The 26872-nt window shown below is 63.8% G+C and carries 22 protein-coding genes, 1 tRNA gene and 1 pseudogene; 17 read left to right on the top strand and 7 right to left on the bottom strand.

The window, feature by feature from the left end; all coding sequences use genetic code 11:
- Positions 1-7: 7 nt before the first annotated feature.
- Positions 8-718, bottom strand: coding sequence for an SH3 domain-containing protein (locus tag ACSQ76_RS17385; RefSeq protein ID WP_437157548.1), 711 nt, complete (start codon positions 716-718; stop codon positions 8-10).
- A 144-nt stretch (positions 719-862) separates the two neighbouring features.
- On the opposite strand from ACSQ76_RS17385, the gene parC reads away from it, so the two are divergent.
- A complete protein-coding gene (parC, locus tag ACSQ76_RS17380) occupies positions 863-3181 on the top strand; it encodes a DNA topoisomerase IV subunit A (protein WP_437157547.1) in 2319 nt (772 codons plus the stop codon).
- Positions 3182-3247: 66 nt separating this feature from the next.
- Entirely contained in the window at positions 3248-3706 is a 459-nt protein-coding gene (locus ACSQ76_RS17375; protein ID WP_437157546.1) for a YHS domain-containing (seleno)protein, read from the top strand.
- Between the two features lie 150 nt (positions 3707-3856).
- Here ACSQ76_RS17375 and ACSQ76_RS17370 read toward each other — a convergent pair whose 3' ends face one another.
- The gene (locus ACSQ76_RS17370; protein ID WP_437157545.1) at positions 3857-5239 is read right to left on the bottom strand and encodes a cytochrome P450; all 1383 of its coding nucleotides are present in this window, start codon (positions 5237-5239) and stop codon (positions 3857-3859) included.
- 156 nt (positions 5240-5395) lie between these two features.
- On the opposite strand from ACSQ76_RS17370, the gene ACSQ76_RS17365 reads away from it, so the two are divergent.
- The 7 genes from ACSQ76_RS17365 to ACSQ76_RS17335 all read left to right on the top strand — a co-directional run bounded on the left by ACSQ76_RS17365 (position 5396) and on the right by ACSQ76_RS17335 (position 11844).
- Complete coding sequence (locus ACSQ76_RS17365; RefSeq protein WP_437157544.1) at positions 5396-6064, top strand: hypothetical protein; 669 nt, start codon at positions 5396-5398, stop codon at positions 6062-6064.
- Positions 6065-6224: 160 nt separating this feature from the next.
- On the top strand, positions 6225-7400 hold the full coding sequence (gene tuf / locus ACSQ76_RS17360; protein WP_437157519.1) for an elongation factor Tu: 1176 nt from the start codon (positions 6225-6227) through the stop codon (positions 7398-7400).
- A 111-nt stretch (positions 7401-7511) separates the two neighbouring features.
- Entirely contained in the window at positions 7512-8168 is a 657-nt protein-coding gene (locus ACSQ76_RS17355; protein WP_437157543.1) for a CatB-related O-acetyltransferase, read from the top strand.
- Between the two features lie 242 nt (positions 8169-8410).
- A complete protein-coding gene (locus tag ACSQ76_RS17350; RefSeq protein WP_437158226.1) occupies positions 8411-9265 on the top strand; it encodes an FAS1-like dehydratase domain-containing protein in 855 nt (284 codons plus the stop codon).
- Positions 9262-10500, top strand: a complete 1239-nt coding sequence (locus tag ACSQ76_RS17345; RefSeq protein ID WP_437157542.1) for a CoA transferase — start codon at positions 9262-9264, stop codon at positions 10498-10500. The genes ACSQ76_RS17350 and ACSQ76_RS17345 overlap by 4 nt, the downstream gene beginning before the upstream one ends.
- A gap of 89 nt (positions 10501-10589) precedes the next feature.
- Positions 10590-10665, top strand: a tRNA-Trp gene (locus tag ACSQ76_RS17340).
- 177 nt (positions 10666-10842) lie between these two features.
- A complete protein-coding gene (locus tag ACSQ76_RS17335; RefSeq protein ID WP_437157541.1) occupies positions 10843-11844 on the top strand; it encodes a response regulator in 1002 nt (333 codons plus the stop codon).
- A gap of 56 nt (positions 11845-11900) precedes the next feature.
- On the opposite strand, the gene ACSQ76_RS17330 is transcribed toward ACSQ76_RS17335, so the two are convergent.
- The 4 genes and pseudogenes from ACSQ76_RS17330 to ugpB all read right to left on the bottom strand — a co-directional run bounded on the left by ACSQ76_RS17330 (position 11901) and on the right by ugpB (position 16079).
- Entirely contained in the window at positions 11901-12983 is a 1083-nt protein-coding gene (locus ACSQ76_RS17330; protein ID WP_437157540.1) for an ABC transporter ATP-binding protein, read from the bottom strand.
- 3 nt (positions 12984-12986) lie between these two features.
- Positions 12987-13835 (bottom strand): sn-glycerol-3-phosphate ABC transporter permease UgpE, encoded by an 849-nt coding sequence (ugpE, locus tag ACSQ76_RS17325; RefSeq protein ID WP_306130828.1) that lies wholly within the window; start codon positions 13833-13835, stop codon positions 12987-12989.
- The gene (ugpA, locus tag ACSQ76_RS17320) at positions 13835-14716 is read right to left on the bottom strand and encodes a sn-glycerol-3-phosphate ABC transporter permease UgpA (RefSeq protein WP_306130829.1); all 882 of its coding nucleotides are present in this window, start codon (positions 14714-14716) and stop codon (positions 13835-13837) included. Before ugpA ends, ugpE begins: the two co-directional genes overlap by 1 nt.
- Positions 14717-14761: 45 nt before the next feature.
- Positions 14762-16079, bottom strand: a pseudogene (gene ugpB, locus ACSQ76_RS17315) (sn-glycerol-3-phosphate ABC transporter substrate-binding protein UgpB).
- A gap of 276 nt (positions 16080-16355) precedes the next feature.
- On the opposite strand from ugpB, the gene ACSQ76_RS17310 reads away from it, so the two are divergent.
- The 5 genes from ACSQ76_RS17310 (at position 16356) to rplA (ending at position 19715) form a co-directional block, all read left to right on the top strand.
- Positions 16356-17225: a hypothetical protein gene (locus ACSQ76_RS17310; protein WP_437157539.1), complete on the top strand. Its 870-nt coding sequence runs from the start codon at positions 16356-16358 to the stop codon at positions 17223-17225.
- A gap of 132 nt (positions 17226-17357) precedes the next feature.
- Positions 17358-17555, top strand: coding sequence for a preprotein translocase subunit SecE (gene secE, locus ACSQ76_RS17305; RefSeq protein WP_057796846.1), 198 nt, complete (start codon positions 17358-17360; stop codon positions 17553-17555).
- Between the two features lie 190 nt (positions 17556-17745).
- The gene (nusG, locus tag ACSQ76_RS17300) at positions 17746-18279 is read left to right on the top strand and encodes a transcription termination/antitermination protein NusG (RefSeq protein ID WP_306130832.1); all 534 of its coding nucleotides are present in this window, start codon (positions 17746-17748) and stop codon (positions 18277-18279) included.
- A gap of 310 nt (positions 18280-18589) precedes the next feature.
- Positions 18590-19015, top strand: a complete 426-nt coding sequence (gene rplK / locus ACSQ76_RS17295; protein WP_152473760.1) for a 50S ribosomal protein L11 — start codon at positions 18590-18592, stop codon at positions 19013-19015.
- A 1-nt stretch (position 19016) separates the two neighbouring features.
- The gene (gene rplA / locus ACSQ76_RS17290) at positions 19017-19715 is read left to right on the top strand and encodes a 50S ribosomal protein L1 (protein ID WP_306130833.1); all 699 of its coding nucleotides are present in this window, start codon (positions 19017-19019) and stop codon (positions 19713-19715) included.
- Between the two features lie 69 nt (positions 19716-19784).
- Here the strand turns inward: rplA and ACSQ76_RS17285 are convergent, their stop codons facing one another.
- The gene (locus tag ACSQ76_RS17285; protein WP_437157538.1) at positions 19785-20771 is read right to left on the bottom strand and encodes a response regulator; all 987 of its coding nucleotides are present in this window, start codon (positions 20769-20771) and stop codon (positions 19785-19787) included.
- A gap of 541 nt (positions 20772-21312) precedes the next feature.
- Here ACSQ76_RS17285 and rplJ point away from each other — a divergent pair.
- The 3 genes from rplJ to rpoB all read left to right on the top strand — a co-directional run bounded on the left by rplJ (position 21313) and on the right by rpoB (position 26820).
- Positions 21313-21831, top strand: coding sequence for a 50S ribosomal protein L10 (gene rplJ / locus ACSQ76_RS17280; protein WP_103762104.1), 519 nt, complete (start codon positions 21313-21315; stop codon positions 21829-21831).
- A 72-nt stretch (positions 21832-21903) separates the two neighbouring features.
- Entirely contained in the window at positions 21904-22287 is a 384-nt protein-coding gene (gene rplL / locus ACSQ76_RS17275) for a 50S ribosomal protein L7/L12 (protein ID WP_222452564.1), read from the top strand.
- A 366-nt stretch (positions 22288-22653) separates the two neighbouring features.
- Positions 22654-26820, top strand: a complete 4167-nt coding sequence (gene rpoB / locus ACSQ76_RS17270) for a DNA-directed RNA polymerase subunit beta (RefSeq protein WP_437157537.1) — start codon at positions 22654-22656, stop codon at positions 26818-26820.
- The last annotated feature ends 52 nt before the right edge of the window (positions 26821-26872 follow it).

Raw genomic sequence — 26872 nt, 5'->3', positions numbered from 1 at the left:
GTCCCGCTTACCGGGCCGGTTCGCTGACGAGCCAGTCGGCCATCCAGCCGGTTTCTCCGGTATCGATCACCTCAAGCTCCAGCCAACCGTTGCCGGGCGCGCTGAGCACGGCCACTTCGGCGCCTTCTTCGAGCGAGCCGAGGCGGGCGTAATCCGTGCCGGGGCCGCCGCGCATGTTGGCGGATGTGGCGGTGACGAAGCGCAGGTCCATGTCGGAACTGCCGCCGCGGGCCGAGCGGGCCGCCGCTTCTGCCTGGCGGCGCAGCTTGGCCTGCGAGGCCTGCTGTTCGAAAAGCTCTATCGCGCCGGGCCAGTCGCGCCGTACGTCTTCGGCCGCTTCTCCGCCTTCCTGAAGTGCGGCGAGGACGGCGTTGTCCTCGCTGGAGTCGGTCTGGGTGAGAAAGCGGGCCTTGTCCTCGACGCGCTCGGTTCGGGCGGTCTCCTGTGCGGTGCCGGCCTCGGCCATCTCGCCGATGGAGGCCAGCGTGATCTGGAAGCGCTCGGGCTTTTTCTGAGCGGGGATCTCGATCTGTTCGGGTTCAGTGCGGGGGGCCGGCTTGGCGGATGCGGTGCGGGTGTCGTCCTCATTCGTGGCGGGGACGGGCCGGTTCGCCAGTGCCTGAATCGAGTTGTCGCGAGGCGCATAATCCGCGCCGCCGCTCATCTCCCAGAAGGCGAATCCGAGGAAGGCGAAAGTCACTAAAATAAAGCGCCACATCGGGCTACGTCCCCCAAAACACAATCATTTGCACTAATTGGATAACCTAACTTACACGATTCGGTTCCCTGCGGCATGGGAAAAGGCAACAATCCTGCCATCCTGTGCTTTACCTGCGCATGGGTGGAAGCTATCACAGCATCTATGAGTGATTTGGTCGATGACCCCAATATAGGCCCCGATGATGGGGGCAAATCGGTGGCGGAACCGCTGCGCCGGGCGATCGGCGAGCGCTACCTGACCTATGCGCTTTCGACCATCATGCACCGGGCGCTGCCGGATGCGCGCGACGGGCTGAAGCCGGTGCACCGGCGGATCCTGTTCGCCATGCGCGAATTGCGCCTGAGCGCCAGCGGGGGCTTTCGCAAGTCGGCGAAGATCAGCGGTGACGTGATGGGCAACTACCACCCGCATGGCGATGCCGCGATCTATGACGCGATGGCGCGTCTGGCGCAGGATTTCAACGTCCGCTACCCGCTGGTCGACGGGCAGGGGAATTTCGGCAATATCGACGGCGACAACCCCGCGGCCAGCCGTTATACCGAGGCGCGGCTGACCATCGTAGCCGAGGCCCTGCTGGAGGGGCTGAACGAGAACGCGGTCGATTTTCGGGACAACTACGACGGCACGCTGACCGAGCCTGTCGTGCTGCCGGCGCAGTTTCCGAACCTGCTGGCCAACGGTGCGAGCGGGATCGCGGTGGGGATGGCGACGAACATCCCTCCGCACAACATCGCGGAACTGGTGGATGCCTGCCTGCATTTGATCAAGACACCCGATGCGCGGGACGACACGCTGCTGAACTATGTGCCGGGGCCGGATTTCCCCACGGGGGGCATCATCGTGGAGCCGCCCGAGGCCATCGCGCAGGCCTACCGCACGGGCAAGGGCGGGTTCCGTCTGCGTTGCCGGTACGAGGTGGAGGACCTGGGACGCGGGCAGTGGCAGATCGTGGTCACCGAGATCCCCTACCAGGTGCAGAAATCCAAGCTGATCGAAAAGCTGGCGGAGGTCATCCAGACCAAGAAGGTGCCGATCCTGGCCGATGTGCGGGACGAGAGCGCGGACGACATCCGCGTGATCCTGGAGCCACGGTCCAAGAACGTGGATCCCGAGGTGCTGATGCAGTCGCTCTATCGCAATTCGGACCTCGAAGTGCGGTTTTCGTTGAACATGAACGTGCTTATCGACGGGGTGACGCCCAAGGTCTGCAGCATGAAGGAAGTGCTGCGCGCTTTCCTCGATTTCCGGCGCGAGGTGCTGATCCGGCGCAGCCAGCACCGGATGGAGAAGATCGACCACCGGCTGGAGGTGCTGGAAGGGCTGATCGTGGCCTTCCTGAACCTCGACCGGGTGATCGACATCATTCGCTATGACGACGACCCCAAGGCGGCGCTGATGCGCGAGGATTGGGGGCGGGAGTTCGTTCGCGCGAAGGATGAGTCCGATTACGTCCCCCCCGCCGCAGGGGGCGAGGACGGGCTGACCGAGGTGCAGGCCGAGGCGATCCTGAACATGCGGCTGCGAAGCTTGCGCCGTCTGGAAGAGATCGAACTGGTCAAGGAGCGCGACGCGCTGATGGAAGAGCGCGCGGGGCTGGAGGACCTGCTGGAAAGCGAGGGGCTTCAGTGGGACGCGATCGCGGATCAGTTGAAAGAGGTGAAGAAAAAGTTCGGCAAGGACTATGAAGGCGGCGCGCGCCGGACCACGTTCGCCGAGGCGGGCGAGGTCGAGGAAGTGCCGCTGGAGGCGATGATCGACCGCGAGCCGATTACCGTGGTCTGCTCCAAGATGGGCTGGATCCGGGCCATGTCGGGGCATATCGATCTGGACCGCGAGCTCAAGTTCAAGGATGGCGATGCGGGGCGGTTCATCTTCCATGCCGAGACGACCGACCGGTTGCTGGTGTTCGGCACGAACGGGCGGTTCTACACTCTGCGTGCCGCCAACCTGCCCGGCGGGCGGGGGATGGGCGAGCCCTTGCGCCTGATGGTGGACCTGCCGAACGAGTCCGACATCGTGGCGATTTTCATCCACAAGCCGGGGCGGAAATTGCTGGTGGCGTCCTCGGCGGGCGACGGGTTTGTCGTGCCCGAGGACGAGGTCGTGGCGCAGACACGCTCGGGCAAGCAGGTGCTGAACGTGCGCGCCGGCGTGCGGGCACAGGTGTGCCGGGCGGTCACGGGCGATCACGTGGCCTGCGTGGGCGAGAACCGCAAGGTGCTGATCTTCCCGCTGGACGAGCTGCCAGAGATGGGTCGCGGCAAGGGGGTGCGGTTGCAGAAATACAAGGATGGCGGGTTGTCGGATGCGACGACCTTCACCTTGGCCGATGGGTTGAGCTGGCTCGATCCTGCGGGGCGGACGCGCACCGAGACGGCACTGGAGGAATGGACCGCGCGCCGTGCTGGCGCGGGGCGCATGGCGCCGAGGGGCTTTCCGCGTAACAACCGTTTCACCTGAGATTGACTTGTCGTGTGCAGGGCAGCGCGCTTAGCTTGCTTGCAGATGCATGCGAGGAGGATGGATATGCTTTTGACACGACGGGGAATGATCGCAAGCGGCGCGGCGGCTCTGCTGGCGCGGCCGGTGATGGCCGACGAGCCGCGCTGGTACCAGAACCGGGCCTATGCCGCGGACGGCGCGGACGTGGTGGCCTATTTCGGGCTGGAGCCGGGCGCGAACGGTGTGGCCGGGTCGGACGCGTTCGTGACCGAGTGGAATGGGGCGAAGTGGCGGTTCTCCACGGCCGAGAACCAGGCGACCTTCGAGGCGAACCCGCAGAAATATGCGCCGGCCTTCGGCGGCTATTGTTCGTGGGCGGTGTCGCAGGGCTATACCGCACATGGGGACAAGGACGCATGGACGATGCATGACGGCAAGCTTTACCTCAATTACAGCAAGTCCATACGACGCAAATGGTCGGGGGATATCCCGGGCAACGTGTCGAAGGGCGAGGCGAATTGGCCGAAGGTCTTGGGTGGTTAGCGTGGCGGCGCGTGGGGTTTCACGCACCAGAGAGGTGGGTTTTCACCCACCAAAGGTGGGTTTTCACCCACCCTACGGGTTGAGTTTTGTCGAAGGCAGGAGGTCCCGGGTCAAGCCCGGGACGGGGTGAGGTACGGGCCAGCGGACGCGTCAGGCGACGGAGGCCGGTTGTGGTGCTGAGACCGGCTCGGCCTCGAGCCAGACGCCGCCTTCGGGACGCAGGGTGAGGATCATCACCGGGTCGGGGTTGCGGCCCGCGACCGGGGTAAAGCGGAACCGGTTCAGCAGCGTGCCGAGGATGATCACGGCCTCTTGCAAGGCGAAGCTGGCACCGATGCAGATCCGGGGGCCGTCGCCGAAGGGCAGGTAGGCGTAGCGTTCCACCGATTTGCGGTCGGCAAAGCGGTCGGGGCGGAAGGCGTCGGGATCGTCCCAGAGCATGTGATGGCGGTGCAGGGCGTAGATCGGCAGGATCACCGTGTCGCCCTTGCGGATCTCGCGGCCGCAGAGCGTGTCATTTGCCATCGCCGTGCGGGAAACCATCCCGGCGGGCGGGTAAAGACGCAGCGCCTCGTCGATGATCTGGCGCATGAAGGGGAGGTTTTCCACGTGCTCGCCCGTCACCGGCCCGTCGCCGCAGACCGCGCGCAGCTCGGCGCGGGCGCGGTCCTGCACGTCCTGGTCGAAAGCGCAGAGGTAAAGCGACCAGCCCAAGGTGAGCGCCGTGGTCTCATGGCCGGCGACGATGAACGTCAAAAGGTTGTCGCGCAGCTCGGCGGTGTTCATCTGGCGCTTGGTCTTGGGATCCTCGCCTTCCATCAGCAGGTCGAGCAGGTCGGGCACGCCGTCGGGGCCGCGCTGGCGGCGGGCCTCGATCGCCTCGTCGGCGATGCGGCGCATGTCGCCCACCGCGTTGCGCGAAAAGATCAGGCGGCCGGGGCGCGGCACCCAGTCGGGCGCGCCCAGCACGTCGAGCAGAGAGATCTTGCCGGCCTCGGAGATATAGGCGTCGATGCCGCGATGCACCGCGTCGGCGTCGAACATGCCGTCGCCGGAAAAGGTGACGTCGGCGATGACGTCGAAGGTGGTGCGCACCATGTCGGCGGCCATGTCGATGGCGCGGGGGCCGGCCTGGGCCACGCGGTCGGCGCTGCGCTGGGCGGCGGCGGTCATGATCGGGGCGAGGTTCATCACGTTGCGATGCGAGAACACCGGCGCCGCGGTGCGCCGCTGCCAGCGCCAGTGGGCGCCTTCGGCGATGAACAGGGACTCGCCGATGGCCGGTTTCAGAAGGTTCTTGGTGACCAGCGACTTGGGGTAGGTATCGACCCGCTCGAGCAGCATTTCGCGGATCGTGCCGGGGTCCATTACCATGTGCCAGCGCTTGCCGGTGCGGCCCGAAACCATGGGCTGGCGCGTGGCAAGCTCGGGGATGATACTGAGCACGTTGCGCCGGGCGGCGCCGAGGCTGCCGAATATGCCCATCGGCTCGGTGACGAGGCGGACTTTGACGGGAGTGTCGGCTTGGGACATGGGGCCTCCGGTGCTGGGTATTCAATACATAGGGGCGCGGCGGTCCGGCGGCAAACCTGCGGCGGAACTCCGCGGGCGATATGGGGCAGGGCGGGAATTGCCAGCGCGGGGCGGCCTTGCTATCGCTGAAAGGGGACGGATCCGGGGGGAACGGGGATGCTGCGAATACTGGCTTTGGGGCTGATGATAGCCGGGGTGGCGGCCTGCACGCAGGTGGACGACCTTGACGAGGCGCCGGTCTATCTGGGGAACTTCCACCTCGGCCATAACGTGGTGGCGGCGCCCAACCTGCAAAAGGGGCCGTTGTCGCGCGAGGCCAGCAAGGCGGCGTGGATCGCGGCGATGAAACAGGCAGTTGACGCGCGGTTCTCGCGGCAGGAGGGTACGCGGCTCTATCATCTGGGGATCACGCTGGAGGCCTATGTTCTGGCGCGCGCGGGCATCCCGGTTGTGGCGGCGCCAAAGTCGGTGCTTGTGCTGAAGGTCACGGCCTGGGATGACGCCAGACAGGCGCGGCTGAACGAGACGCCGGAACTGATTACCGTGATCGAAAGCCTGTCGGGGGATACGGTCGTGGGATCGGGCCTGACCCGGACGGCCGAGGAGCAGATGCAGGCGCTGTCCGGCAAGGCGGCCAAGCTGATCGAGAACTGGCTGGTGCGGCAGAACAATGCAGAGGGCTGGTTCGAGGATGACGGCCGGCCCGCCCGCTACAAGGCCAGGGCGCGCGAGGCGGAGGCCCGGGCGGCGGCTTCGGACGAGGAGAGGATGCAGGCGAAGGCCAGGGCGGCGCTGGAAAAAGCGCAGGCACAGGCGGCAGAGTAGCACATGTGCAATACCCGCGGCGGGTTGGCGGCGTGGTGTGCCGCACCGGGCAGGCGTGCGGGCATGAAGCGCTTGATTTTCCCGGTTGAACCCAATAAATGCCCGGCCAGTAGCAATTCGGGCCGCAAGAGGCCCCCAATAGGATAAGGCGCCCAACGAGATGGCAAAGGAAAAGTTTGACCGTTCGAAACCGCACGTGAACATCGGGACCGTTGGTCACGTTGACCACGGCAAGACGACGCTGACGGCGGCGATCACGAAGTATTTCGGCGATTTCCGCGCGTATGACCAGATCGACGGTGCGCCGGAAGAGAAAGCGCGCGGGATCACGATCTCGACCGCGCACGTGGAATACGAGACCGACGCGCGGCACTACGCCCACGTCGACTGCCCCGGCCACGCCGACTACGTCAAGAACATGATCACCGGTGCGGCGCAGATGGATGGCGCGATCCTGGTGGTGAACGCCGCCGACGGCCCGATGCCGCAGACCCGCGAGCACATCCTGCTGGCGCGCCAGGTGGGCGTGCCCGCGCTGGTGGTGTTCATGAACAAGGTCGACCAGGTCGATGACGAGGAACTGCTGGAGCTGGTGGAAATGGAGATCCGCGAGCTGCTGAGCTCGTACGACTTCCCCGGCGACGACATTCCGATCATCGCGGGCTCGGCGCTGGCGGCGATGGAAGGCAACAACCCGGAAATCGGCGAAGAGAAGATCCGCGAGCTGATGGCGGCCGTGGACGAGTACATCCCGACGCCCGAGCGCGCCGTGGACCAGCCGTTCCTGATGCCGGTCGAGGACGTGTTCTCGATCTCTGGCCGCGGCACGGTTGCCACCGGCCGGATCGAGCGTGGCCTGATCAAGGTCGGCGAAGAGATGGAGATCGTGGGCCTGAACAAGAACAAGAAGACGACCTGCACGGGCGTCGAGATGTTCCGCAAGCTTCTGGACCAGGGCGAGGCCGGCGACAACGTCGGTCTGCTGCTGCGCGGTATCGAGCGTGACGGCGTGGAGCGCGGCCAGGTGCTGTGCAAGCCCGGCTCGGTGAACCCGCACACCAAGTTCGAGGCCGAGGCGTATATCCTGACCAAGGAAGAGGGTGGCCGTCACACGCCGTTCTTCGCCAACTACCGTCCGCAGTTCTATTTCCGCACGACGGACGTGACGGGCACGGTGACGCTTCCCAGCGGCACCGAAATGGTGATGCCGGGCGACAACCTGAAGTTCGAGGTCGAGCTGATCGCACCGATCGCGATGGAAGACGGCCTGCGCTTCGCCATCCGCGAAGGCGGCCGCACCGTCGGCGCCGGCGTGGTGTCGAAGATCCTCGAGTGATCCGAGGCACGGCGTTGTCCCGGATGTGATCCGGGAACTCTTTGAGACATTTGAAAGGGCGTCCAGAACGGGCGCCCTTTCCTTTTCGGGGTTGGAGTGAGATCAAGGCACATGACACACCCGTTTCCCGCCCCCGACACGCGCAACCCGGTGATCCTGCCCGATGGCAGCGCTCATGCGGGGACCGTTTTTCTGAAGGCCGTGATCGACCATTCCCGGTTCATCGTCGGCGATTACAGCTATGCCAGTGCGACCCGTCCGCCCGAGGACTGGGCCGCGCACCTGGCGCCGTACCTGTTTCCCTTTTCGGACGAGAAGCTGGTGATCGGCAAGTTTTGTCAGATCGCCGACGGGGTGGTGTTCATCACCGCCTCGGCCAATCACCGGCGCGACGGGTTCTCGACCTTTCCCTTTGCCGTGTTCGACCACGCCACGGCCGCGAACCGGCCAAGCCTGCCGGAGTGGTCCGGGCCGGACACGGTGCTGGGGCATGACGTCTGGCTGGGCAAGGATGCGCGCGTACTGCCGGGGGCGCGGCTGGGCAATGGCGTGATCGTCAGCGCGGGGGCGGTGGTGCGAGGTGAGATCCCGGATTACGCGGTGGTGGCCGGCAACCCGGCGCGGGTGGTGAAGTTGCGGTTCGCCGCAGACACCATCGCGCGGCTGAACGAGATTGCGTGGTGGGATTGGCCCATCGAACGCATCCTGAAGCACGAGGCGGCGATCTGCGGCGCGGACATGGATGCGCTTGAAAGGGCGGCACCTTAGGGCCGACTGAGGCAATCTGCCGCAAAGCGAAACAGGTTCCGACAGGATTGCTTTCAGCGATCTTGCTGTCGCGCATGAGCGCCGACGCGGGCTGAAAGCGCCGTGAAATCAACGCTCAGCCTTAGGTGTGCATCTGCAGCAAAGGCGCGGCATACCGTAGTATTCATTTAACATACTGAAATATTGACATTTTTTCTGCGCAAGCCAAGCTCTCGCACGAGGAGGAGCACGGCTTGGATCAAGTGAACCTGTCAGCATGGGAAGGCCGGACCGAACGGCGGGAGGGTGTGATCTCTCCGGCGCAGGCGGCGCAGATCCATGCGACCATCGGCGACCCGGCCAAGGACGCGCCGGAGGCGGGCGCGGCGATGCCGCCGCTGTGGCACTGGTGCGCCTTTCCGCCCGTTTGCCCGCTGGAGGAGCTTGCGACGGACGGACATCCGAAGCTGGGAGGCTTCCTGCCGCCTGTCCCGCTGGGGCGGCGGATGTGGGCCGGGGGCAAGCTGCGCTTCGGCTCGCCGCTGCGCGTGGGGGTGCCGTTCGACAGCCGATCGACCATCGCGGGCGTGACCGAGAAAGCGGGCAAGACCGGGCGCATGGTTTTCGTGTCCGTCGATCATGAACTGAGCGCCGAGGGTGCGGTGGTGATCGAGGAGCGGCAGGACATCGTCTACCTGGACCTGACGACCGAGTTTCGACCGCCGGCGAAGCAGCCGATGCCGGAGGAGACGGTCGGGCGCTGGAGCCAGCCCGTCAACGAGGCGCTTCTGTTCCGTTTCTCGGCCATCACCTTCAACGCGCATCGCATTCATTACGACCTGCCCTACGCGCAAGAGGTCGAGCATTATCCGGGCCTTGTCGTTCATGGGCCGATGCAGGCCGCGTGGCTGATTCAGGCGGCGACGGACGTGAAGGGGCGGACCCCTGAAAGTTTTGCCTTTCGGGGCGTGCATCCGATGCTGTTGGTGCCCGGGGCCACCAACGAAATGACCATTGCCGCCTGCGCGCAGGAGGAGGCGCGCGGGCTGACGTTATACACCGGACAGGCCGGGCATCAGTGCATGCAGGCCACCGCCACATGGGAGGAAACCACATGAACAAGATCCTGAAAGGCATGCGCGTCGTCGAGGGGTCCGCCTTTGTCGCGGTGCCGCTGGCAGGCATGACGCTGGCGCAGATGGGCGCCGAGGTGATCCGGTTCGACCGGCTGGAAGGGGGCCTGGATTACGGGCGTTGGCCGCTGGCGCCCGATGGGCAGAGCCTGTTCTGGGCAGGGCTGAACAAGGGAAAGAAATCGGTCGCGGTGAACATGCGGTCGCGCGAGGGCCGCGAGCTGATCAGCCGTATCATCACTGCGCCAGGGCGCGATGCGGGGCTGTTTTTGACCAATCTGCGGGTGCGTGGCTGGATGGATTACGCGACACTCAGCAAGCGGCGGCGGGACCTTGTGATGGTCAGCCTGCTGGGAGATCGCGAGGGGCGGCCGCAGGTGGATTACACGGTGAACCCGGCCATCGGCGTACCGCACATGACCGGGCCGGAGGGGCATCCGGACCCTGTGGCGAGCGCGTTGCCGGCCTGGGACCTGATTGCCGGGAACCTTGCCGTGTCCAGCCTGCTGGCTGCCGAGCGGCACAGGCTGCGCCATGGCGAAGGGCAGGAGGTTGTCCTGACGCTGAAGGACGTGGCGGCGGCGACGATGGCGCATCTGGGGATCGTGGGCGACGTGCACCTGAACGACCACGATCGGGGCAAGTCGGGCAACGCACTCTATGGCGCCTACGGGCAGGACTTTGCCTGTGCCTGCGGCGGGCGTGTGATGGTGATCGGGCTGACCCAGCGGCAGTGGGAAGGGCTTATCAAGGCCACGGCCACCGAGGATCAGATGAAACTGCTGTCGCGGCGGCACGGGGTGGATATGAGCGACGAGGGCGTTCGCTGGCGCCTGCGGCACGAGATTACCGCCATCCTGGCGCCGTGGTTCGCCGAGCGTCGGATCGAGGACTTTGCGGGCGACTTCAACGCCATGGGTCTGACTTGGTCGGTGTTCCGGGGCACGCGCGAGGCGGTGCGCGCGGACCCGGATTTCGGCGAGGCGAACCCGATGTTCTCGATGACCGAGCAGCCCGGCATGGGCCGATTCCCGGTGCCGGGGCACCCGGCGGCGTTCGGCAGCCATGGCCGCGTACGGCCTGTGCCCGCGCCGGCGTTGGGGGCGCATACCGAGGAGGTTTTGGGCGATGTTGCGCGGCTGAGCGATACGGAAATTTCGAAGTTGTTCGACGACGGGATCGTGGCGAGCCCGGAATATGGCAAGAAATCGGCAGCCTGATCAAAGAAATAAAGTCGAAAAATCCGCGTGCGCGTCAGGAAGGGGACTTGATTCCGCCGTGCAGGTGCCGTACCTGAGGCGTCGGCCTTAGGGGTATAGCTCAGCTGGTAGAGCGACGGTCTCCAAAACCGTAGGTCGCGGGTTCGAGCCCTGCTGCCCCTGCCAACCTCCTTTTACGTATTGGAAAATTCCGGTTCGCTTCGGCGCGTTTCCGCGCATTCGAGCGGATAATCGCTGATTTTCCGCATCACGAAATTAACCCCGGGCCGTCGCAATGTTACCTCATTCATCCCCTAATTGTACCGAGAGTGGTTAACCGTCGTTAATGAAGGGATGTGCCCCATGAGAATCATGGTTGTCGACGATGAAGAAATCATCATAGCGCTGCTGACCGAACACCTCAGGGAGATGGGGTTCGACGATGTCACCACGGCGGCATCGGGCGAGGAGGCGCTGGAGATCATTGCCGAGCAGGATTATCCGTTCGATTGCTTCCTGCTGGACATCAAGATGGGCGGCATGGACGGGATCGAGCTGTGCTCGCGGATCCGCGAAATGTCGCAATACCGGATCGCGCCGATCATCATGATCACCTCGGCGGCGGCCAAGCTGCACATGAACGAGGCGTTCGATGCAGGGGCGACCGACTACATGATGAAGCCCATCGAGCATCTGGACCTGCGGGTGCGCATCCAGATCGCGATGCTGCTGGTCGAGACATTGAAGAGCGAGGCCGAGAGCCGCCTGGCGCTGAAGACTGCGCTGCAGACCGCGCCCGAGGCTGGCCAGTTCGACCCGTCGATGCGGATCACCTATTCGAACGTGCCGAACATGCGCGACTATTTCCAATTGGAGAACCGTCTGCTGCGCTTGAGCGAGGGTGTCTATGCGATGACCCTGCTGTCGATCGAGATCGAAGGGATCGAGAACCTTGGCTCACGCCTGAGTCAGGCGGAGTTCTTGGACGTGGTGGAGGCGGTGGCGAACATCATCGGCAAGACCCTTCCGGCCAGCGGGGCGTCGCTGTCCTATGTGGGCTACGGCAAGTTCATCTGCCTTGTGGTGGTGCGGAACCATATCGTGCCGAACCTCTTGCAGGCGCGCATTCGAGACGCGTTCCACAGCTACGAGGTGGCGCACAGCGTCCTGTCGCCGGGGGACCTGGTGCTGAACGTGTCGGCGCTGTCGAACAAGCGGATGTTGGCACCCGATATCGCCATCGGCCTGATCCGGCGGTTCGTCGGCAGCCTTGGAACCAGCGAAGACATGCTGTTGCCGCCGATCTCGAAGGTGCAGGACCGCATCTTTCGCAAGAGCGCGAACGCCAAGAACGACGCGTCCTGATTGCCGCGCGCAGCGGACAGGCGCGGGACGGATGGCGACCGAGTCGAGCTGAAACTCTAGGTCGCGATCCGTGCCCCGGTGACGGCGTCGAAAACGTGCATTTTGTCGGGGGTGGCGCTGGCGGTGAGCATGTGTCCCGCGGCAGGGGCGTCGGCGGCGTTGAGGCGCATTATGACCGGCGTGTCGCTGTCTCCAAGACAGGCATGCAGCAGCGTGTCGGCGCCGAGATGTTCGGTGAAGACGGACCTGAGCGCCAGAGTGATGGGGCCGGCGTGCCCCACCACGAGGTGCTCGGGGCGCAGGCCGAGCGTGAGTGCCGCCCCGGGCGGCCTTGAGATCGCTGCGGGCAGAGGTATCGCCGTGCCGTCGGCAAGCGTTGCCGAGGCCTGATCGCGGGACAGAGTGGCGTTCAACATGTTCATGGCGGGGGTGCCGATAAAGTCGGCCACGAAGCGTGTGGCAGGGCGGTGGTAGAGATCCATGGGCGTGCCGATCTGTTCCACGCGGCCTTGTGACATGATGATGATCCGGTGGGCGAGGGACATTGCCTCGACCTGATCGTGCGTCACGTAGATGAAGGTGGCGCCGAGGCGCTGGTGCAGGGATTTGAGCTCGGCCCGGAGTTGCGTGCGCAGCTTGGCATCAAGGTTCGACAGCGGCTCGTCGAAGAGGAACACCGCCGGGTCGCGGACGATGGCGCGGCCCATGGCGACGCGCTGGCGCTGGCCGCCTGAAAGCTGGCGGGGCTTGCGGTCGAGGTAGTCCTCGAGGCGCAGGGTGCGCGTGGCCTCGGCAATCCTGGTGTCGATCTCGGAGCGGGGCAGGCCCTCGTTTCTCAGCCCGTATTCCATGTTCTTGCGCACGGTCATGTGCGGATAGAGGGCGTAGTTCTGGAACACCATGGCGATGTCGCGATCGCCTGGTTCCAGCCCGTTGACGTGGCGCTTGCCGATGTGAAGGTCGCCAGTGGTGATCGTTTCCAGCCCCGCAATCATGCGCAGGATGGTGGATTTGCCGCAGCCCGAGGGGCCGACCAGGACGATGAATTCGCCGTGTTCGATCTCGGCCGAGACGTCGGAGACGGCGATGACGTTGCCAGGATAGGTCTTGCCCAGCCGGGAGAGGTTCAGGTTGGCCATTGATTACTTCTCACTGTCCACGAGCCCTTTGACGAAGAGCTTCTGCATGGCGACGACGACCAGCACAGGCGGGATCAGCGCCAGCATGGCGGTGCCCATGATGAAGTGCCAGACGGGCAGGGCCTCGCCGGAATTGGTCATGCGCTGGATGCCCATGACGATGGTGTAGAGGTCCTCTTCGGTGGTGACGATCAGTGGCCAGAGGTACTGGTTCCAGCCGTAGATGAAGAGGATGATGAAGAGCGCCGCGATGTTGGTGCGGCTCATGGGTAGCAGGATATCGAGGAAGAAGCGGACGGGCCCGGCGCGGTCGATTCGGGCGGCCTCGACCAGTTCATCCGGGACGGTGAGGAAGAACTGGCGGAAGAGGAAGGTGGCGGTGGCCGAGGCGATTAGGGGGATCGTCAGGCCCGCGTAGGAGTTCAGCATCCCCAGTTTCGTCACCACGTCGAAGGTCGGCAGGATGCGGACCTCGACCGGCAGCATGAGGGTGACGAAGATCATCCAGAAAAAGCCCATGCGGAAGGGAAAGCGGAAATATACGATCGCATAGGCCGAGATGATCGAGATGGCGATTTTACCGATAGTGATGGCCAAAGCCATGATGAGGGAGTTCAGCATCATGCGTCCGAGGGGCACGCCGCCCGCCTCGGGCAGGCCGATGGTCAGAAGCTGGCTGTAGTTCTGCCAGCCCTGATCGCCGAACCACAGGGGGATGGGCGATCGGGCCAGCGCGTCGGGCCCGTGGGTGGAGGCGACGAGCGCCATCCAGACCGGGAAGCACAGGAAGGTCACACCAAGGATCAGCGCCGCGTGTGTAAGGAAGGTGAGGAAGGGGCGGTTCTCGACCATCAGTAGTTCACCTTGCGCTCGACATAGCGGAACTGGATGAAGGTCATGGCGATGACGAGGGCCATGAGGATCACCGACTGCGCCGCCGAGCCGCCGTAATCCTGGCCGACGAACCCGGTGGCGTAGACCTTGAAGACGAGGATCGAGGTGGCGTCGGCGGGGCCGCCTTCGGTCGTCGCGTGGATCAGCGAAAACGTGTCAAAGAAGGCGTAGACGAGGTTTACCACCAGCAGAAAGAAGGTGGTGGGCGTCAGGAGCGGAAAGGTGATCGACCAGAACCGGCGCACGGGGCCGGCGCGGTCGATGGCGGCGGCCTCTATCAGCGACTTGGGGATGGACTGCAGTCCGGCGAGGAAGAAGAGGAAATTGTAGCTGACCTGTTTCCACGCGGCGGCGACGATGACCATCAGGAGGGCCTGGTCGCCGTTGACGTAGTGGTTCCAGTCGATGCCAACTTCGCCCAGCCAGTAGGCGACGATGCCCAAGGAGGGGTTCATCAGGAAGTACCAGATCACGCCCGCGAGCGCGGGAGCCACGGCGTAGGGCCAGATGAGCAGGGTGCGATAGGTGGTGGCGGCGCGGATGACGCGGTTGGCGGCGACGGCGAGGCCCAGCGACAGGGCCATGGCGAGGAAAGCCACGGAGAAGCCGAAGATCAATGTGGTCTTGAACGAGCGCAGGTAGGAGGGATCGTTGAACAGCGCCTCGTAGTTGCGCAGGCCGACCCAGTCGCGCGAGAAGCCGAACGCGTCCTCGAGAAAGAACGAGCTTTCCAGCGCCTGGTAGGAGGGCCAGAAGAAAAAGACGAGGGTGATCGCGATTTGCGGGGCGACCAGAGCATAGGGCAGCCACCGGGAGCGGAAAACGACGCGTTTCTGCATGATTAGAGTGGGGTAGGGTGGGTTTGAAACCCACCCTACGCGGCCTTAGGAGTTGGCGTCCTGGAATTTGCGCAGCAGCGCGTTGCCGCGCTCGACGGCGGCATCCAGTGCCTCCTGCGCGGACTTGTCACCGGCCCAGACGGCTTCGAGCTCTTCGTTGATGACATCGCGGACCTGGACGAAATTGCCGAAGCGGATGCCCCTTGGACGCCGGGGTGGGCGTATTCAGGGACAGCTGCTTGATGGCGGTGTCGGTCAGCGGGTCGGTCTCGTAGAAGCCCTGTTCCCGGCTGAGTTCATAGGCGGCGGTGGTGATCGGAACGTAGCCCGTGCCCTGGTGCCATTCGGCCTGTTGCTCGGGCGAGGACAAGAAATTGAAGAACTCGGCGACGCAGGTGTATTCGGGCTGCTCATGACCTTGCAGGACCCACAGTGTGGCGCCGCCGATGATCGAGTTTTGCGGTGCGTCGGCCACGGCGGTATCGAGCGGCAGCATGGTCTGACCGAACTCGAAATCGGTGATCTCGTCCTTGAAGCCGCCGTAATAGGCCGAGGAGTTGATCCAGAGTGCGGTCTCGCCGTTGACGAACTGCGCCCGGCTGTCGCCGCGGCGTCCGCCATAGGCGAAAAGGCCCTCGTCGCCCATGTCGGCGATGCGCTGGATGTGGTTGACCACGTTCTCGTTGTTGAAGGTGAATTCGGTGTCGAGACCGGCAAAGCCGTTTTCCTGTGTCGCCATCGGCAGGTCGTGCCAGGCCGAGTAGTTCTCGATGTTGACCCAGGACTGCCAGCCGAAGGAGAAGGGTTTCTCGACGCCGTTCTCTTTCAGCTTGCGGGCCGCCTCCTCGACCTCGTCCCAGGTGGTGGGGATCTCGGCACCGGCGGCGTCGAGCGCGGTCTTGTTGTACCACAGGACGGGGGTGGAACTGTTGAAGGGCAGGGACAGCAGGTTGCCGTCGGTGTCGGTGTAATAGGAGATCACGGCGGGCAGGTATTCGGACGGATCGAAGTCGATTCCGGCATCTTCCATAAGCTTGTAGACGGGATAGATCGCGCCGTTGTCGCCGGCGGCCATCATGGTGGCGGTGCCGACCTCGAAGACCTGAACGACATGGGGCTGCTCGCCGGCGCGGAAGGCGGCGATGGCGGCAGTCATGTTCTCGGTGTAGTTGCCCTTGTAGACCGGGTTGACCCTGCAGGTGTCGGAGCCTTCATTGAACTTGGCCGACATTGCGTCGACGCGTTCTCCCAGGTCGCCGCCCATGGCGTGCCAGAACTGAAATTCGGTCTTTTCGGCGGCCAGCACCGGCTGTGCGACCAGCGCGATGGCCGTGGAGGCCGCGAGGATGCGATTGGAATTCATTGAGGTCTCCCGTCAGTGGTTTGAGCAAAGGCGATGGGCCGGGGCACCAAGGCACCGGCCGGTCCGCCCCGATTAGAGGGGTTTTGTGACAACCAGATGATGGCAGGCCGGAAGTGTGCTCTGCCCATGGATGCACCGGCCAATTTTCCGCCCCGGCAACGCCTTTATTCAGCCGCATTTCAGCCCTAGCATCACCATGAATCGCGATGCGGACCTTCGGGGAAGGGCCTGACGCGGTCACCGCGTGGGGGCGTGGAACCGTAAATGAGTGCTGCCATGAGCATGACAGATACGCGCCGGCCGGCGCTTCGGAACGATCTATACATCCGCAGCGAAGAGCTGCCGGGGACGCCGGCAGTGGATGCGGGCGCCGCGACGGATATCGAAAACAACGCCGACACCCTGATCCGGCAATTGCTGATCGAGGAAAAACGCCGTGCGGCGCCGGAACGACTGCCGGATATCGCGCCGCAGGAAGAGGTCCTGACCTATGATGAGCCGACGCTGCCACGGCGCGAGCCGGTGCGGGAATCGATTGCGCAGATCCTGAAGGCCGAGCGGGCCGCGGCGTCTGCAGAGGTGTCGCCCCCGCGGGGGCGGCTGCGGTTGCCGCGCCTGCACCTGCCGCATGTGCGGATGCCGCGCCTGACCTTGCCCCGGCGGACAGTCGCGGAGACGCCGCAGTGCGCGCCTGCGAGGCCGGCCGCATCCGAGACGGCAGCGCCAGTTCGCACGCGGACGGCCATGCGTTTGCCGGTTTGGCTGCGCACGTATCGACCGACGAAAAAACATGTCGCCTGGGCCGTGGTCGCGGCGCTTGTGCTTTATCGCCCGCTGATGGTGCCACTGGTGGCCTTGCTGCTGGTGTGGCTGGTTTTGATCGCCTACCTGAGCCTCGGCCCCGACAGATGGGGCGAGATCATCGGCGGCGCGTGGCATAGGCTGCATTCCCGCAATCCCGAGCTGGCGGAGCGCGTGCGGCAACGGGCCGATCGCTTTGCCGAGAAGTTCGATCGGTTGCTGGACTGGTTGCCGGCCTCCTGGGCCGAGCGGCTTGCGCTGCCGGATTTCTCCGGTGCGGACGACCCGGACGAGAACCGGCCCGACCCGTTCGACCGGCTGGCTGCCGAGGCGCGCGAGAGCTGATCGCCCGCGACCGGCGGGAAGGCCACAAGCTTCGCTTCGGGCACGCCGCGCGCGGTCTCGGCTCTTGAATTCGTGGCGCGCGCGGCGTATGTCGCGCGTCACGAGGTTTCCAACGAAGAAAGACGCGCACCGATGGCCGTTACAAATCCGCTTCAGTTCATCCAGCAGGTCCGCGCGGAAGTGGCCAAGGTCGTGTGGCCCACCCGGCGCGAGGTTCTGCTGACAACGGTCATGGTTTTCATCATGGCTGCGTTGACGGCGGTCTTCTTCGCGCTGGTCGACCTGGCGATCCGCAGTGGCCTGGAAGGTCTGCTTGGCCTCTTCGGCTGAGGCGCGCGAAATTTGACGCTTGAGCCTTGAAATGAAGGCCAAAGGGCGGTAACTGACCCGACACTTCCAGCAGCGCGCGGCGATTCGGCCCGCGCGCTGAATTGTTTCTGGAAGGTGGTTTGGGCCGGAAAGGCCCTTCGGAATATGAACTTTCCGGGCAGGACCCGGGCAACGAGGGATGGTGCTCAGCATGGCGAAACGGTGGTATTCGGTCAGCGTTCTTTCCAATTTCGAAAAGAAGATCGCAGAGCAGATCCGGCAATCCGTGGCCGAACAAGGCCTCGAAGACGATATCGACGAGGTTCTGGTGCCGACCGAGGAGGTCATCGAGGTGCGCCGCGGCAAGAAGGTGACCGCAGAGCGGCGCTTCATGCCGGGCTATGTGCTCGTGCACATGGAAATGTCGGACCAGGGCTATCACCTGATCAACTCCATCAACCGCGTCACCGGCTTTTTGGGGCCGCAGGGCCGCCCGATGCCGATGCGCGACGCCGAGGTGAACCAGATCCTGAACCGCGTGCAGGAAGGCGAGGACGCGCCGAAACTGCTGGTCAGCTTTGAAGTGGGCGAGAAGGTCAAGGTCAACGACGGCCCGTTCGAGGATTTCGATGGCATGGTCGAGGAAGTGGACGACGACAACCAGCGCCTGAAGGTGACGGTGTCGATCTTCGGCCGCGAGACGCCGGTGGAACTGGAATTCACCCAGGTGACCAAGCAGGGGTAAGGTGGTGGTCCGCTTTGGGGGACAAAGCGGACGTGTCACAGTCCTTGTAGGGTGGGGTTTCACCCCACAGTCCCCGTCGTGGTGGGGTGAAACCCCACCCTACGATAGACGTTAACTTGGGCTCGAAACGGACATTAGGGCGTTAGATACTGCCCGCTTGCAAATGCGCCCCTTCGCTTGTATGTCGCCGCAATTGCCCCGAGGGGCGATTCATCCATGTGGGAGGCGAGGCGGTCGCGATCGTCGGACCTGACCACATCAACATAGGCCTAAGGACGCGTCCCGAGGCTGTTTGAGAAGGAGAAGGCCAATGGCCAAGAAACTTGCCGGCACCATGAAGCTTCAGGTGCCTGCCGGACAAGCGAACCCGTCCCCGCCGGTTGGTCCGGCGCTGGGTCAGCGCGGCATCAACATCATGGAATTCTGCAAGGCGTTCAACGCCAAGACGCAGGAGATGGAGCCCGGTGCACCGTGCCCGACCGTGATCACCTACTATCAGGACAAGTCCTTTGAAATGGACATCAAGACGCCGCCGGCGTCGTACTACCTGAAGAAGGCCGCCAAGCTGAAATCGGGCTCCAAGACCCCGGGGCGCGAAAGCGTCGCCACGGTGAGCCCCAAGCAACTGCGCGAGATCGCGGAAGCGAAGTGGAAAGACCTGAACGCGAACGACGTCGAATCCGCGATGAAGATCATCGCAGGGTCCGCGCGGTCCATGGGCATCGAGGTGAAGTAAGATGGCGAAACTTGGAAAACGTACCCGCGCCGCCCGCGAAGCCTTTGCGGACAAGCACAACGTCACGGTCGAAGAGGCTGTCGCTTTGGTCAAGAACCACGCCAGCGCGAAGTTCGACGAGACCGTCGAGATCGCCGTGAACCTGGGCGTCAACCCGCGCCACGCCGACCAGATGGTCCGTGGCGTTGTCGGCCTGCCGAACGGCACCGGCAAGGACGTGCGCGTTGCCGTCTTCGCCCGTGGCGCCAAGGCGGACGAGGCCAAGGAGGCCGGAGCCGATATCGTCGGTGCCGAGGACCTGATGGAAACCATCCAGGGCGGTGAGATCAACTTTGACCGCTGCATCGCGACGCCGGACATGATGCCCATCGTGGGCCGTCTGGGCAAGGTGCTGGGCCCGCGCAACCTGATGCCGAACCCCAAGGTCGGCACGGTGACGATGGACGTGGCCGACGCCGTGAAGGCCGCCAAGGGCGGTGAAGTGCAATTCAAGGTCGAGAAGGCCGGTGTGGTGCACGCAGGCGTTGGCAAGGCGTCCTTCGACGAAGGCAAGCTGGTCGAGAATGTCCGCGCTTTCATCGATGCCGTGCAAAAGGCGAAACCCGCCGGCGCGAAAGGCACTTACATGAAGAAGGTGGCGTTGAGCTCGACCATGGGTCCGGGCGTCAGCATCGCGATCGAAAGCGCCGTAACCGAGTAAGCGGACACGTTTCGAAATTGAAAAGGCCCCCGAGAATTTCGGGGGCCTTTTCCGTTGAAGGCAGGGTCGTCAGCCAGATGCACTGGCCTTGCCGGGCCAGCTTTCTTCCGGCCCGTCATTCTCGTCCAGGCGTTTCCGCCGGGCGCTTTCAAGCGCCGCGACGAGCGCCTCGGTGCCGGTGCTGCCGGGCTTCCATTCGAACGGGGTCACGTCGCCGATGGTAGCCGTGACGTTCATCGGCCTGCCATCGTTGAAATGCGAATCGACGCGCTGCAGGATGGCTTGCAATCTCTGGCCGATCTGGTCGAAGCCGGATCGCCATCCGTCCTCGACCACGCAGAGGAATTCGCCGTTTCCGGTATATGCGACCAGGAACTGGTGCCCTTCGAGCAGAACCGAAATCGCTTCGCAGATATCGGTTACGAGGCATTCGAATTCGTAGGCGGTGCACCGGGCGTGAAGGTCTGCGATATCGTTGATGCCGATGGCGAAGGCGGCCGAGCCGAAAACCTTCTTGCGGGCCATGACGGCGACGTAATTTTGCAGCGCGCGGTGATCGATCACGCCGTCGATGTCTTGCGGATGGAACTGGACGTCCAGGGGCAGGGGGCCGTCGCCTCCCGCCGCAATGGTTTCGGCGTCCGGCGGGGTCGTGTCGGTCGACGGCATTTCGGACTTGGCGACAAGGCTTTCGATCAGGGCGATCCTTTGGCGCAGTTCGTCGATGTCGAAGGGCTTGGGGATGAAGTCGCTCGCGCCAGCCGCGAAGGCCTGATCGAGCGATGCCTTGTCGGACATCGCGGTCAGCATGACGATCGGTGTCAGCTGGTGGTCGGGGCGATCCCGCAGGATGTGGCAGAGATCTATGCCGTTGGTTCCGGGCATCTGGATGTCGACCAGAAAGCAGTCGATCGGCTGACCGTCCGGGTCGGCCACCACGCCGAGCGCGTCGACCACGCAGGGGGCCTTGGACAGGGTGTGCCTGCCGTCCTGCGTGATCAGAAGTTCCAGCAGGTCGAGGATGGCCGGTTCGTCATCTACTGCGAGCAGGTGCATGTCGTGCCTCATATCAAGCGTTTGGTCCCGGGCGATCGGCGCACCGGGATCCTTGATACAATCAGAAGGAGAAAGAAGGCGCGAGCGAGGCAGGAAATCGTTAATTTTTCAACACCTGCGTTTCTCGGTACCGGTCGGAGGCCCGGGCGGCGCGGCGTTTTCGGGTCGAGACTTGCGCGTCGGGCGCCGGCGTGTCAGAGTGTCGCCCACGCTGCGTGAGATCGTTTCGATCCGCGCATGTTTGCCTGTCGTGGCAGACGATGAATTTCCCCCTTGGCATTTGCCGCCATGCGGCATAAACACCGGCCTTGCACGTATGGCTCGATTCGTCGGGCCATTTGTGTTTCGTCCGAGACGGTGGGTGACCGGGATTTGCCGGTCATAATTCCTGCCCGAGACGGGAAAGACCAGAATTCTCGAGGTTCTCCTTGGTATCAAGGCGTGCCCCGACTGGCTCAGCCCCGTTAGCGGACCCTTTGCCGGGTCGTGAGTGGCCCGGTGGTACTGAGCCGGGGGACACCCCCAAATTTGGAGTGAAACTGTGGATAGAGCCCAGAAAGAGAAAGTGGTCGACGAACTCGGCCAGATCTTCGAAAGCTCTGGCGTCGTTGTGGTTGCCCACTACGAAGGCCTTACAGTTGCGGAGATGCAAGACTTGCGCGCCCGTGCGCGCGAGGCCGAAGCATCTGTTCGCGTTGCCAAGAACAGGCTCGCAAAGATCGCCCTTGAGGGCAAGCCTTGCGCAAGCATCGCCGATTACCTCTCGGGCATGACCGTGCTCACCTTCTCCGAAGACCCCGTGGCAGCAGCCAAGGTCGCGGAAGGTTTCGCCAAGGACAACAAGAAGTTTGAAATCCTTGGTGGCGCCATGGGTGAGACGGCCCTGGACCGGGCCGGTGTCGAAGCCACGTCGAAACTGCCGTCGCGCGAGGAGCTTATCTCCACCATCGCCGGCATGCTTGGCGCACCCGCTTCGAACATCGCCGGTGCGATCGGCGCACCTGCAAGCAACATCGCGAGCATCCTTTCGACCATCGAAGAGAAGGCGGAAGCAGCGTAAGCAACTGCAAGTCCTGCGTACGGGTTGCAATACCGACGTTGGAACACATCTTAGAACGGAAAGAGCTGAAAAATGGCTGATCTGAAAAAACTTGCTGAAGAGATCGTTGGTCTGACGCTTCTCGAAGCACAAGAACTGAAAACCATCCTGAAAGACGAGTACGGCATCGAGCCCGCGGCCGGCGGCGCGGTCATGATGGCGGGCCCGGCAGGCGGCGACGATGCCGCAGGCGGCGGCGAAGAGCAAACCGAATTCGACGTCATCCTGAAGTCGGCCGGTGCTTCCAAGATCAATGTGATCAAGGAAGTCCGCGCGATCACCGGCCTGGGCCTGAAAGAAGCCAAGGACCTGGTCGAAGCCGGTGGCAAGGCCGTCAAGGAGCAAGTCTCCAAGGACGAAGCCGACGAGATCAAGGGCAAGCTGGAAGCAGCTGGCGCCGAAGTCGAACTCAAGTGATCCCAATGTCGGCGGGATCATCCCGGACCTGATCCGGGATCTCCTGCCGGCGTGACGATGTCCCGGATCAAATCCGGGGCGGGATCGTATGAAATCAGGCTGGACCGGGCAAAATCCCGGTCCAGCCGAACCTGTCTCAGAGAGGCCCTTGCGGCCGGTCGCGGTAATCCGGGAGGTCCCGGATCAAGTCCGGAAGGTCCCGGATCAAGTCCGGGACAAGGGGTTCTCTCAGGCGAGGTTCAACGATCGGGTGGTCCCTTGTGGGATTGGGACCAAGAATGGATCGTTCCCGCCTCTCTCGGGTGGCTCTGCCGCTGTGGCCCGACAGCGTGCAGGACCGGTGAGAAATGAAAGGTGACTTGTCACATGGCGCAAAGCTTTCTTGGCCAGAAACGTCTTCGTAAATATTACGGCAAAATCCGCGAAGTTCTGGAGATGCCGAACCTCATCGAGGTGCAGAAATCCTCGTATGATCTTTTCCTGAAATCCGGCGACCAGCCCGAGCCCATGGACGGCGAGGGCATCAAGGGTGTCTTCCAGTCGGTGTTCCCGATCAAGGATTTCAACGAGACCGCGGTGCTCGAATTCGTCGATTACGAGCTGGAAAAGCCGAAATACGACGTCGAGGAGTGCATGCAGCGCGACATGACGTACAGCGCACCGCTGAAGGTGACGCTGCGTCTGATCGTGTTCGATGTGGATGAAGACACCGGCGCGAAGTCCGTGAAGGACATCAAGGAACAGGACGTGTTCATGGGCGACATGCCCCTGATGACGCCCAACGGCACCTTCGTGGTGAACGGCACCGAGCGGGTGATCGTCAGCCAGATGCACCGTTCGCCGGGCGTGTTCTTCGACCACGACAAGGGCAAGACGCATTCGTCCGGCAAACTGCTGTTCGCCTGCCGCATCATTCCCTATCGCGGCAGCTGGCTGGACTTCGAGTTCGACGCCAAGGACATCGTGTTCGCCCGGATCGACCGCCGCCGCAAACTGCCTGTGACCACCCTGCTGTATGCGCTGGGGCTGGACCAGGAAGACATCATGACGGCCTATTACGATACGGTCGACTACAAGCTGAAGAAGAAAAAGGGCTGGGCCACCAAGTTCTTCCCCGAGCGCGTGCGCGGCACGCGCCCGACCTATGATCTTGTCGACGCCAAGTCGGGCGAGGTGATTGCCGAAGCGGGCAAGAAGGTCACGCCGCGCGCCGTCAAGAAGCTGATTGACGACGGCGAAGTCAAAGAGCTGCTGGTGCCTTACGAGCAGATCGCGGGCAAATACGTGGCGCGTGACATCATCAACGAGGAAACCGGCGCGATCTATGTCGAGGCCGGCGACGAGCTGACGATCGAGCGCGACAAGGATGGCGAGATCATCGGCGGCACCGTTCAGGAGCTGATCGAGGCGGGCATCACCGATATCCCGGTGCTGGATATCGACAACATCAATGTCGGCCCGTACATGCGCAACACCATGGCGAATGACAAGAACATGAACCGCGAAACCGCGCTCATGGACATCTACCGCGTCATGCGCCCGGGCGAGCCGCCCACCGAGGAAGCCGCAAGTGCCCTCTTCGATACGCTGTTCTTCGACTCCGAGCGCTATGACCTGAGCGCCGTGGGCCGGGTGAAGATGAACATGCGCCTGAACCTCGACAAGCCGGACACGCAGCGCACGCTGGACCGCGAGGACATCGTTGCCTGTGTCAAGGCGCTGGTGGAACTGCGCGACGGCAAGGGCGACATCGACGATATCGACCACCTCGGCAACCGCCGGGTGCGCTCGGTCGGTGAGTTGATGGAAAACCAGTACCGTGTCGGCCTGCTGCGGATGGAACGCGCGATCAAGGAGCGGATGTCGTCGGTCGAGATCGACACGGTGATGCCGCAGGACCTGATCAACGCGAAACCGGCCGCGGCCGCCGTGCGCGAGTTCTTCGGCTCAAGCCAGCTCAGCCAGTTCATGGACCAGACCAACCCGCTGTCGGAAGTGACGCACAAACGCCGCCTGTCGGCGCTTGGACCGGGCGGCCTGACGCGCGAGCGCGCGGGCTTCGAGGTGCGCGACGTTCACCCCACGCACTATGGCCGGATGTGCCCGATCGAGACGCCGGAAGGCCCGAACATCGGTCTGATCAACAGCCTTGCCACGTTCGCGCGGGTCAACAAGTACGGCTTCATCGAAACGCCCTATCGCAAGGTGGCGAACGGGCAGGTGACCGACGACGTGACCTACATGTCGGCGACCGAGGAAATGCGTCACACCGTGGCGCAGGCCAACGCGTCGCTGGATGATGCGGGCAAGTTCGTCAACGAGATGGTCAACACCCGGCAATCCGGCGAATACATGCTGGCCCCGGTGGATCACGTGGACCTGATCGACGTCAGCCCGAAACAGCTGGTGTCGGTGGCGGCCTCGTTGATTCCGTTCCTGGAAAACGACGACGCCAACCGCGCCCTGATGGGCTCGAACATGCAACGGCAGGCGGTTCCGACTCTGCGCTCCGAGGCGCCGCTGGTCGGCACCGGGATCGAGGGCGTCGTGGCCCGCGATTCGGGCGCGTCCGTGCTGGCGCGCCGGGCTGGTGTCATCGACCAGGTGGATGCGAGCCGGATCGTGATCCGGGCGACCGAGGACCTGGAGATCGGCGACCCGGGCGTGGACATCTACCGGATGCGCAAGTTCCAGCGCTCGAACCAGAACACCTGTATCAACCAGCAGCCGCTGGTGAAGGTGGGCGACACGGTGCAAAAGGGCGAGGTGATCGCCGACGGCCCGTCGACCGACCTGGGCGAACTGGCCCTGGGCAAGAACGTGCTGGTCGCGTTCATGCCGTGGAACGGCTACAACTTCGAGGACTCGATCCTGATTTCCGAACGGATCGCACGGGACGACGTGTTCACCTCGATCCATATCGAGGAATTCGAGGTGGCCGCCCGCGACACCAAGCTGGGACCGGAAGAGATCACCCGCGACATCCCCAACGTCGGCGAGGAAGCCCTGCGCAACCTCGACGAGGCGGGCATCGTCTATATCGGCGCCGACGTGGAGCCGGGCGATATCCTTGTGGGTAAGATCACGCCGAAGGGTGAAAGCCCGATGACGCCGGAAGAAAAGCTTCTGCGTGCCATCTTCGGTGAGAAGGCATCGGACGTGCGCGACACCTCGCTGCGGGTGAAACCGGGCGACTACGGCACTGTCGTGGAAGTTCGCGTCTTCAACCGTCACGGCGTGGAAAAGGACGAGCGTGCGCTTCAGATCGAGCGTGAAGAGGTCGAGCGCCTTGCTCGCGACCGCGACGACGAGCTCGCGATCCTGGATCGCAACATCTATGCCCGTCTGAAATCTCTGATCCTTGGCAAGACCGCCGTGAAAGGCCCCAAAGGCGTCAAGGCGAACTCGGAAATCACAGAGGAACTGCTGGACACGCTGAGCCGTGGCCAGTGGTGGCAGCTGGCTCTGAAGGACGAGAAGGATGCGCAGATCGTCGAGGCGCTGAATGACCAGTACGAGGCGCAAAAGCGCACGCTTGACGCGCGGTTCGAGGACAAGGTCGAGAAGGTGCGCCGGGGCGACGACCTGCCGCCGGGCGTGATGAAGATGGTCAAGGTCTTCATCGCCGTGAAACGCAAGCTGCAGCCGGGCGACAAGATGGCCGGCCGTCACGGCAACAAGGGTGTGATCTCCAAGGTGGTGCCGATGGAAGACATGCCGTTCCTATCCGATGGGACGCCGGTCGACTTCTGCCTCAACCCGCTGGGGGTTCCGTCCCGTATGAACGTGGGACAGATCCTTGAAACTCACATGGGCTGGGCTGCGCGCGGCCTTGGCATCAAGATCGACGAGGCGCTGCAGGACTATCGCCGCACCGGCGACCTTACCCCTGTGCGCGAGGCGATGCACCACGCCTATGGCGACGATGTCTATGACGAGGGCATCGCCAACATGGACGAGGCGGCGCTGATCGAGGCGGCGGGCAACGTCACGCGCGGTGTTCCGATCGCGACGCCGGTCTTCGACGGGGCGAAGGAGCCTGACGTCAACGACGCGCTGAAGCGCGCCGGTTTCGACGAAAGCGGCCAGTCGGTCCTGTTCGACGGGCGCACGGGCGAGCAGTTTGCACGCCCCGTGACCGTCGGCGTGAAGTACCTGCTGAAGCTGCACCACCTTGTGGACGACAAGATCCACGCGCGCTCGACCGGGCCGTACAGCCTGGTGACCCAGCAACCGCTGGGCGGCAAGGCGCAGTTCGGGGGCCAGCGCTTCGGGGAGATGGAGGTCTGGGCGCTGGAAGCGTACGGGGCGGCCTACACCCTGCAGGAGATGCTGACCGTCAAGTCGGACGACGTGGCAGGCCGGACCAAGGTCTACGAGTCGATCGTCAAGGGTGAGGACAACTTCGAGGCCGGTGTGCCCGAGAGCTTCAACGTGCTCGTGAAGGAAGTCCGTGGCCTGGGCCTGAATATGGAGCTGCTGGACGCGGAGGATGACGAGGAAGACCCGTCTTCCGACATCGCGGCGGAATAACGTGGGTTGTCACCCACCCTACGGGTCAATCGTAGGGTGGGTGGAACCCACG

The sequence above is a fragment of the Roseovarius sp. B08 genome, from assembly GCF_051417955.1.
GTDB lineage: Bacteria > Pseudomonadota > Alphaproteobacteria > Rhodobacterales > Rhodobacteraceae > Roseovarius.
The sequence above is the reverse complement of the archived record's forward strand: the minus strand, read 5'-3'. Positions and strand labels throughout refer to the sequence as shown.

Bases quoted from the DNA above. Each gene is read 5' to 3' on its own strand.
- ACSQ76_RS17385 (WP_437157548.1), bottom strand. From the start codon at position 718: ATGTGGCGCTTTATTTTAGTGACTTTCGCCTTCCTCGGATTCGCCTTC.
- parC (WP_437157547.1), top strand. From the start codon at position 863: ATGAGTGATTTGGTCGATGACCCCAATATAGGCCCCGATGATGGGGGC.
- ACSQ76_RS17375 (WP_437157546.1), top strand. From the start codon at position 3,248: ATGCTTTTGACACGACGGGGAATGATCGCAAGCGGCGCGGCGGCTCTG.
- ACSQ76_RS17370 (WP_437157545.1), bottom strand. From the start codon at position 5,239: ATGTCCCAAGCCGACACTCCCGTCAAAGTCCGCCTCGTCACCGAGCCG.
- ACSQ76_RS17365 (WP_437157544.1), top strand. From the start codon at position 5,396: ATGCTGCGAATACTGGCTTTGGGGCTGATGATAGCCGGGGTGGCGGCC.
- tuf (WP_437157519.1), top strand. From the start codon at position 6,225: ATGGCAAAGGAAAAGTTTGACCGTTCGAAACCGCACGTGAACATCGGG.
- ACSQ76_RS17355 (WP_437157543.1), top strand. From the start codon at position 7,512: ATGACACACCCGTTTCCCGCCCCCGACACGCGCAACCCGGTGATCCTG.
- ACSQ76_RS17345 (WP_437157542.1), top strand. From the start codon at position 9,262: ATGAACAAGATCCTGAAAGGCATGCGCGTCGTCGAGGGGTCCGCCTTT.
- ACSQ76_RS17335 (WP_437157541.1), top strand. From the start codon at position 10,843: ATGAGAATCATGGTTGTCGACGATGAAGAAATCATCATAGCGCTGCTG.
- ACSQ76_RS17330 (WP_437157540.1), bottom strand. From the start codon at position 12,983: ATGGCCAACCTGAACCTCTCCCGGCTGGGCAAGACCTATCCTGGCAAC.
- ugpE (WP_306130828.1), bottom strand. From the start codon at position 13,835: ATGGTCGAGAACCGCCCCTTCCTCACCTTCCTTACACACGCGGCGCTG.
- ugpA (WP_306130829.1), bottom strand. From the start codon at position 14,716: ATGCAGAAACGCGTCGTTTTCCGCTCCCGGTGGCTGCCCTATGCTCTG.
- ACSQ76_RS17310 (WP_437157539.1), top strand. From the start codon at position 16,356: ATGAGCATGACAGATACGCGCCGGCCGGCGCTTCGGAACGATCTATAC.
- secE (WP_057796846.1), top strand. From the start codon at position 17,358: ATGGCCGTTACAAATCCGCTTCAGTTCATCCAGCAGGTCCGCGCGGAA.
- nusG (WP_306130832.1), top strand. From the start codon at position 17,746: ATGGCGAAACGGTGGTATTCGGTCAGCGTTCTTTCCAATTTCGAAAAG.
- rplK (WP_152473760.1), top strand. From the start codon at position 18,590: ATGGCCAAGAAACTTGCCGGCACCATGAAGCTTCAGGTGCCTGCCGGA.
- rplA (WP_306130833.1), top strand. From the start codon at position 19,017: ATGGCGAAACTTGGAAAACGTACCCGCGCCGCCCGCGAAGCCTTTGCG.
- ACSQ76_RS17285 (WP_437157538.1), bottom strand. From the start codon at position 20,771: ATGCACCTGCTCGCAGTAGATGACGAACCGGCCATCCTCGACCTGCTG.
- rplL (WP_222452564.1), top strand. From the start codon at position 21,904: ATGGCTGATCTGAAAAAACTTGCTGAAGAGATCGTTGGTCTGACGCTT.
- rpoB (WP_437157537.1), top strand. From the start codon at position 22,654: ATGGCGCAAAGCTTTCTTGGCCAGAAACGTCTTCGTAAATATTACGGC.